Below are 6,510 nucleotides of genomic sequence, written 5' to 3'. Positions count from 1 at the left end.
CGTTGATGTTGACGACGGCGGGAGACGAGACGAAGCCGATCGCATAACGCCGGATCGGGAAATCGGCTGTCGAGGCGACGGCCGAGAGGATGGAAGCCGAGCGGGCGGCACCGCCGCCACCTGCCGCCTTGTCGCCCGCTGCCGGCTTGCCGGTTGCCGATTTGTCCGCGGCAGCGACCTGCTTTGCGCCGATGAGCTGCTGAGCCTTGCTCAGCGCGTCCGGAGACACATAGAGCCAGGCCGCGCCCGCACAGGCGACGGCAAGCAACGAAAGAACGACTTTTCCACGCATGGTCAAAGGCCCTCTCCACCCGACACGTCGTGGTCCGATGGTTCTACTCTAGCGCAAATCACGGCCCGTTGCCGCGATTTCGCCGAATAGATAGGACGCGCCTTTGTCGGAAAAGGGCCAAAACACGGCATTACGAAGATTTAATGTGCACTGCACAATGGATGTGCAACACGGGCTGAATCCCCATCCGACGGCTTGCGAGCCATCGCCTTCCGGCCTGAGACGACCAGAATGTGCGCGTCTCGACCTATTTGAGCATCGGCCAAAGCGTCGCCGCCAGCAGCACGCCCATGGCGATGTTGAACCATTTCAGCCGTACCGGGTCCGACAGGAAACCGCGCAGCGCGGTGCCGAACCCAGCCCACACCGAGACGCTCGGCAAATTGACGATGGTGAAGGCCACAGCGATCAACACCACCGACAGGAACGGGTGCTCGGCATTGGCATAGACGGCCATGGCGGTGATCGCCATCACCCACGCCTTGGGATTGACCCACTGGAATGCAGCCGCCTCGATGAAGCGCATCGGCCGCGCCTTCGTCTCGCCCTTGCCGGTCAGCGTGCGCGACATGGCGATCTTCCAGGCGAGGTACAAAAGATAGGCGCCGCCGGCGATCTTGAGCGCGGTATGCAGCGCCGGAAACGCCGTCAACACAGCGCCAAGGCCAAGACCGACGGCAAGCAGCAGCACGAGGAAACCCATGCTGATGCCAAGCATGTGCGGAACGGTTCTGACGATGCCGAAATTCACGCCCGATGCCAGAAGCATGAGATTGTTCGGCCCCGGCGTGATCGAAGTCACCAAGGCGTAGACAAGCAGGGCAAGGAAAGCGTCAAGCGACATGGATATCCTCCCCGACAAGTCAGGATCGTTGTCTTTTCTAGGCAACCCGCAAAGGCCCACGGACGGCCCACAGCGGGGCCAGAAGCCTCACTGTGGAAGCTGGCTGGCGCGCCCGGCGCCAGCACCGAAGGCCTACATCGCCTGCGGGCCGCGGTTCAACGCCGCCACGCCGGTGCGGCAGATTTCGACCAGGCCGAGCGGCTTCATGATGGCGATGAACTGATCGATCTTGGAGCCCTTGCCGGTGATCTCGAAGATGAAATGCTCGGTGTTGGCGTCGATGACGCTGGCGCGGAACGCATCGGCCAGCCGCAGCGCCTCGACCCGGGCCTCGCCGATGCCGGCGACCTTGACCAGCGCCAGTTCGCGTTCCAGCGGCCGCTCCTGGCCGGATTCATGCGAACGCACGGTCAGGTCGACGACGCGGTGCACCGGCACGATGCGCTCCAGCTGGTGCTTGATCTGCTCCAGCACATGCGGCGTGCCGCGCGTCACGATGGTGATGCGCGACAGGTGTTTTTCATGCTCGGTCTCGGAGACGGTCAGGCTCTCGATGTTGTAGCCGCGCCCGGAAAATAGGCCGATGACCCGGGCAAGCACGCCCGGCTCATTGTCGACCAGCACGGAAAGCGTGTGGTTTTCCGGCTTTTCCGTTTCCTTGGCGATAAAATAGGCCGAACCGGTCGGTTGTAGCTGTGCGTTCATGACATGAATCTCGATTTCAAGCTCTTGAGCTAATTCTTTGTTTGCGCAGGGCTTTCTCGCGACAGCCCTGCCTTGGTTCTGCCGGCTACACCAGTTCCCTGCCCTTGGCGTCGATGGCATTGGCCACCGCCTCGTCGGTCGCCTCGTCGGGCAACAGCATCTCGTTATGCGCCTTGCCCGACGGGATCATCGGGAAGCAGTTGGCGAGCGTCGCCACGCGGCAATCGAACAGCACCGGCTTCCTGACCGAGATCATCTCCTTGATCGCGTCGTCCAGCTCGTCCGGCTTTTCGCAGCGAATGCCGTGGCCGCCATAGGCCTCGGCCAGCTTGACGAAGTCCGGCATCGCCTCGGTATAGGAATGCGACAGCCGGTTGCCGTGCAGCAACTGCTGCCACTGCCGCACCATGCCCATATACTGGTTGTTGAGGATGAAGATCTTGATCGGCGCATTGTGCTGCACCGCCGCGCTCATCTCCTGCATCGTCATCTGCACCGAGGCGTCGCCGGCAATGTCGATGACCAAAGCGTCGGGATGCGCGATCTGCACGCCGAGTGCTGCCGGCAGGCCATAACCCATCGTGCCCAGCCCGCCCGACGTCATCCAGCGGTTCGGCTTCTCGAAACGATAGTGCTGCGCCGCCCACATCTGGTGCTGGCCGACCTCGGTGGTGATGTAGGTGTCCATGCCCTTGGTCAGTTCGTAGAGCCGCTCGATGGCGTATTGCGGCATGATCACGTCGTTGTTCATCTTGTAGGCGAGCGAGTCGCGCGCACGCCATTTGGCGATCTGCTCCCACCAGGGGTAGAGCGCCTTCTTGTCGGCCTTGGCGCTCGCCCGCCACAGCCGCACCATATCCTCCAGCACCCGGCCGACATCGCCGATGATCGGCACCTCGGTGTGGACGTTCTTGTTGATCGACGACGGATCGATGTCGATGTGGATCTTCTTCGAGTTCGGCGAGAAGGCGGTCAGCCGGCCGGTGATGCGGTCGTCGAAGCGCGCGCCGATGCAGATCATCACGTCGCAATCATGCATGGCCATGTTGGCTTCATAGGTGCCGTGCATGCCGAGCATGCCCATCCAGTTCTTGCCCGATGCCGGATAGGCGCCGAGGCCCATCAGCGTCGAGGTGATCGGGAAACCGGTGAGATCGACCAGTTCGCGCAACAGATGGCTCGCTTCCGGGCCGGAGTTGATGACGCCGCCGCCGCTGTAGATGATCGGCTTCTTGGCGCCCGCCATCAACTCGACCGCCGCCTTGATCTTCTCCAGGTCGCCCTGGACCTTTGGCTGGTAGCTGGTGCGTGGCGCGATCTGCGGCGGGACATAGAATCCCTTGGCGAACTGCACATCCTTCGGGATGTCGACGACGACCGGACCGGGACGGCCGGTGGTCGCGACATGAAAGGCCTCGTGGATGGTGGCGGCGAGCTCGTTGACGTCCTTCACCAGCCAGTTGTGCTTGGTGCAGGGGCGCGTGATGCCGACCGTATCGCATTCCTGAAAAGCGTCCGAGCCGATCAGCGAGGTCGGCACCTGCCCGGTCAGGCAGACCAGCGGGATCGAATCCATCAACGCGTCCTGCAGCGGCGTCACCGCATTGGTGGCGCCCGGGCCGGAGGTCACCAGCATCACGCCGGCCTTACCGGTCGAACGCGCATAGCCTTCCGCCGCATGGCCGGCGCCCTGCTCATGGCGCACCAGTATGTGCTCGACCTCGTCTTGCTGAAAAATCTCGTCATAGATCGGAAGGACAGCGCCGCCGGGATAGCCGAAGACATGCTTGACGCCATTGTCCTTCAGCGCCTGCACCACCATTTCGGCGCCCGTCATCTCGCGCCGCTCGTTCTGTCCGTTGCTCATCGGTCTGGTCCCGTACTGTCGCCATTGGGCGTTTGCTGGTCGTTTAGTCGTGTTTCAGGCAATAAAAAAGGCCCCCGAGGGAGCCTGTGTCTTGCGCATGGGGGGTTTTCGCCCGGCGGTTACACCGCCTTGCCCACGCGCTTTCCTACGAGAATGAGTGCTGTTTTCATGGTGGCGGACACTAAGGGCGGGCAAGGCGACCTGTCAACGGGAAAAATCGCGCCGGCGCGCACAGCGTGCCGGCGCGATTGAGGCGATCAGCGCGGCGCCTTGCAGCGGGAAACGCGCGGATCGCATCTGGACACCTTCCTCGCCTGCATCTTCGCTGGCGGATGGTGAGGTGCCACCCTTGCCGGGCCATGGTGCTGGGGCATGTGCATTGCCATCGCCTGCTGATGCGGCTTCTGTTGTCCGGCACCGCGTGCAGGACGCTGCCCCGAGACCGGCTTGGCCGAACCCGGTTTGGCCGACGATTTGACGACGATACGTCCATCGCCCGCGGTCCTGTCGGCATGCAGCTTGAGCGCATCGGCCTTCGCGCCGTTGCCGGCGGCCATCCGCTTGCGCACAGTGTTGCCAGGCTTCACGACGGCTGGATTGCTCGCTGTCACAGCGCTCGGAGACGTGGCCTTGTCGCCGCTCGCAATCTTGGGGCCATGGCCCGCCACGATTTGCCCGTTCCCATTGGCCGCCTTGGCGGCAGGCATTGCATTGCCGGCAAGCTTCTTGATTTCGGCGCCCCTGGAAGCATCGAGACGTGCACTGGCAAACACGCCTTTGAGCGGAGGAACCAGTTTTGCCGCCTTGATCGATTCCATGACGGGCTTCGGGAGTTGCTGCAGCCGGGGTCCGGCATTGATTGCAACCACCTGGTTGCCAAGCCGCACGCGTGGCGCATTGTTGACCACGACCGTCTGGTTGATGAATGTCGTGTTGCGCACGATGACGACGTTCTCCTGAACCGGCCGCACCACCCTGACCAGATCCACCGCGCCGATCGCCGCCACCGGCACGAAACACCACCAGGCGTCGTCGAAGGCGGCACCGACGTCGGGCGGCGCCGGAGCCCAGCCGACATCATTGCCGCCCTGACGCCAGACCACCCAGGCTGGCGCCCATTGATCGCCGGCGATCCACACCCAGCCGAAATCGGGATCATACGCCCAGCGGCCATAGTGATAGACGACATCGCCGAATGGCTCGGTGGACTGCCAGTACCAGCCATTGTCAGTCCAGACCCACCTGCCTTCGGTGTAGGGCCGCCATTGGGTATGCACCGAGGGAACCCAGACATCGCCGAAGCGGCTGGAGGTTCGCCATCCGCCATAGTTCGAAAGCCTTTCGCGGACGGTGACGGAAATTTCCGCCGCATGCGCCTGTGTTCCGGGCAGCATCAGCGGGCCGGTCAGCGTCGCACTCAAGGCCATGACCGCGGCCATTGCTGCAGCACGTCCACGCCGGCCGAGAGAGTGGCGTGAAGACGCTTGGAAAAAGGATATGATAATCATAACGGGCTCCAGAGTTCCGCATCCAGAAAATCCCGGGAACCGCCCTGCTGCCCGCCACCGCTTCCCGGCTTCTCACCGATCGGTTGTCATCGGCCCCGGTGACCGCATTGCGGCATTTGACCATCAACTTTGCGCGACCGGCGCGGCATTCACAAATGGGACGGTCGTTTCCGGCGCCCGGGCGATTGCGAAACCGCCGGGTGATCCCATTTTGCGAATAAACCATTGAAACCGCTGGAAACTATGGTGGGGCGTGACGAGGGCCGCCATCTCTGACGATACTTGATCGTCCGGCGGCAAGCCCGTCGGAGCCATCACCATGACGATCTGGATTTCACGGGAGGAAACCTGATGCTCGACAAGCCCTCTAGCAAGAAACTGTCTGACGTACTCGACCAGTTCGGCGCCGCGCTTGCTGCCGATGACATCGAGAAGGCGGTCGATTGCTTTCAAGAAGATTGCTACTGGCGCGACCTCGTTACCTTCACCTGGAACATCAAGACCATGGAAGGCCGCGACCAGGTCCGCGACATGCTGAAAAGCCAGTTGTCGAACACCAGGCCATCGCACTTCGCCATCGCCAAGGGCGAGGACGCGACCGAGAGCGGCGAACTGATCGAGGGCTGGATCAGCTTCGAGACGGAGGCGGCACGCGGCTTCGGCCATATCAGGCTGAAGAACGGCAAGATCTGGACGCTGCTGACCACCATGGCCGAACTGAAAGGCCACGAGGAGCCGGCAGGCTTCGCGCGGCCGATGGGCGCCAGGCACGGCTCGGGCAAGAACCGTCCGACATGGAAGGAAGAGCGCGAGAGGGAAGCCGCCGAGCTCGGCTTCAAGACGCAGCCCTATACGGTGATCATCGGTGGCGGCCAGGGCGGTATCGCGCTCGGCGCGCGGCTGCGGCAGCTTGGCGTGCCGACCATCATCATCGAGAAGAACGAGCGTGCCGGCGACAGCTGGCGCAAGCGCTACAAGTCGCTCTGCCTGCATGACCCGGTCTGGTACGACCATCTGCCCTATATCGATTTCCCCAAGAACTGGCCGGTCTTCTCGCCCAAGGACAAGATCGGCGACTGGCTGGAAATGTACACCAAGGTAATGGAGCTGAATTACTGGTCCTCGACCGAGGCCAAAAGCGCTTCCTATGACGACAAGACGAAGGAATGGACCGTTGTCGTCCACCGTGACGGCAAGGACATCACGCTGAAGCCGAAGCAACTGGTGCTGGCGACCGGACAGTCCGGCAAAGCCAATCTGCCGAAATTCAAGGGCATGGAGACCTTCAGGGGCG

General features: G+C 62.7%; 5 protein-coding genes and 1 pseudogene. 1 reads left to right on the top strand and 5 read right to left on the bottom strand.

Annotated features, from left to right (window positions below; genetic code table 11):
• From EN969_RS12140 to EN969_RS12120, 5 genes and pseudogenes are all read right to left on the bottom strand, one after another.
• A pseudogene (locus tag EN969_RS12140) lies at positions 1-292 on the bottom strand (efflux RND transporter periplasmic adaptor subunit); the annotation flags it as partial.
• 247 nt (positions 293-539) lie between these two features.
• Positions 540-1,136, bottom strand: a complete 597-nt coding sequence (locus EN969_RS12135) for a LysE family translocator (protein WP_024501399.1) — start codon at positions 1,134-1,136, stop codon at positions 540-542.
• Positions 1,137-1,268: 132 nt separating this feature from the next.
• Positions 1,269-1,841 carry an acetolactate synthase small subunit gene (gene ilvN, locus EN969_RS12130; RefSeq protein ID WP_013531048.1) on the bottom strand — a complete coding sequence of 191 codons (573 nt, stop codon included), beginning with the start codon at positions 1,839-1,841 and terminating at the stop codon, positions 1,269-1,271.
• Between the two features lie 85 nt (positions 1,842-1,926).
• Positions 1,927-3,708 carry an acetolactate synthase 3 large subunit gene (locus EN969_RS12125; RefSeq protein WP_082826477.1) on the bottom strand — a complete coding sequence of 594 codons (1,782 nt, stop codon included), beginning with the start codon at positions 3,706-3,708 and terminating at the stop codon, positions 1,927-1,929.
• Positions 3,709-3,965: 257 nt separating this feature from the next.
• Complete coding sequence (locus tag EN969_RS12120) at positions 3,966-5,135, bottom strand: DUF6600 domain-containing protein (RefSeq protein WP_245465365.1); 1,170 nt, start codon at positions 5,133-5,135, stop codon at positions 3,966-3,968.
• 432 nt (positions 5,136-5,567) lie between these two features.
• On the opposite strand from EN969_RS12120, the gene EN969_RS12115 reads away from it, so the two are divergent.
• The coding region (locus EN969_RS12115; protein ID WP_164758231.1) for an NAD(P)/FAD-dependent oxidoreductase at positions 5,568-6,510 on the top strand (943 nt) is incomplete at its 3' end.

Origin of the sequence: Mesorhizobium sp. M7A.F.Ca.CA.003.01.2.1 (genome assembly GCF_003998945.1) — a bacterium.
In the GTDB taxonomy this organism is placed as follows: Bacteria; Pseudomonadota; Alphaproteobacteria; order Rhizobiales; family Rhizobiaceae; genus Mesorhizobium; species Mesorhizobium ciceri.
The sequence above is the reverse complement of the archived record's forward strand: the minus strand, read 5'-3'. Positions and strand labels throughout refer to the sequence as shown.

Bases quoted from the DNA above. Each gene is read 5' to 3' on its own strand.
- EN969_RS12135 (WP_024501399.1), bottom strand. From the start codon at position 1,136: ATGTCGCTTGACGCTTTCCTTGCCCTGCTTGTCTACGCCTTGGTGACT.
- ilvN (WP_013531048.1), bottom strand. From the start codon at position 1,841: ATGAACGCACAGCTACAACCGACCGGTTCGGCCTATTTTATCGCCAAG.
- EN969_RS12125 (WP_082826477.1), bottom strand. From the start codon at position 3,708: ATGAGCAACGGACAGAACGAGCGGCGCGAGATGACGGGCGCCGAAATG.
- EN969_RS12120 (WP_245465365.1), bottom strand. From the start codon at position 5,135: ATGGCCTTGAGTGCGACGCTGACCGGCCCGCTGATGCTGCCCGGAACA.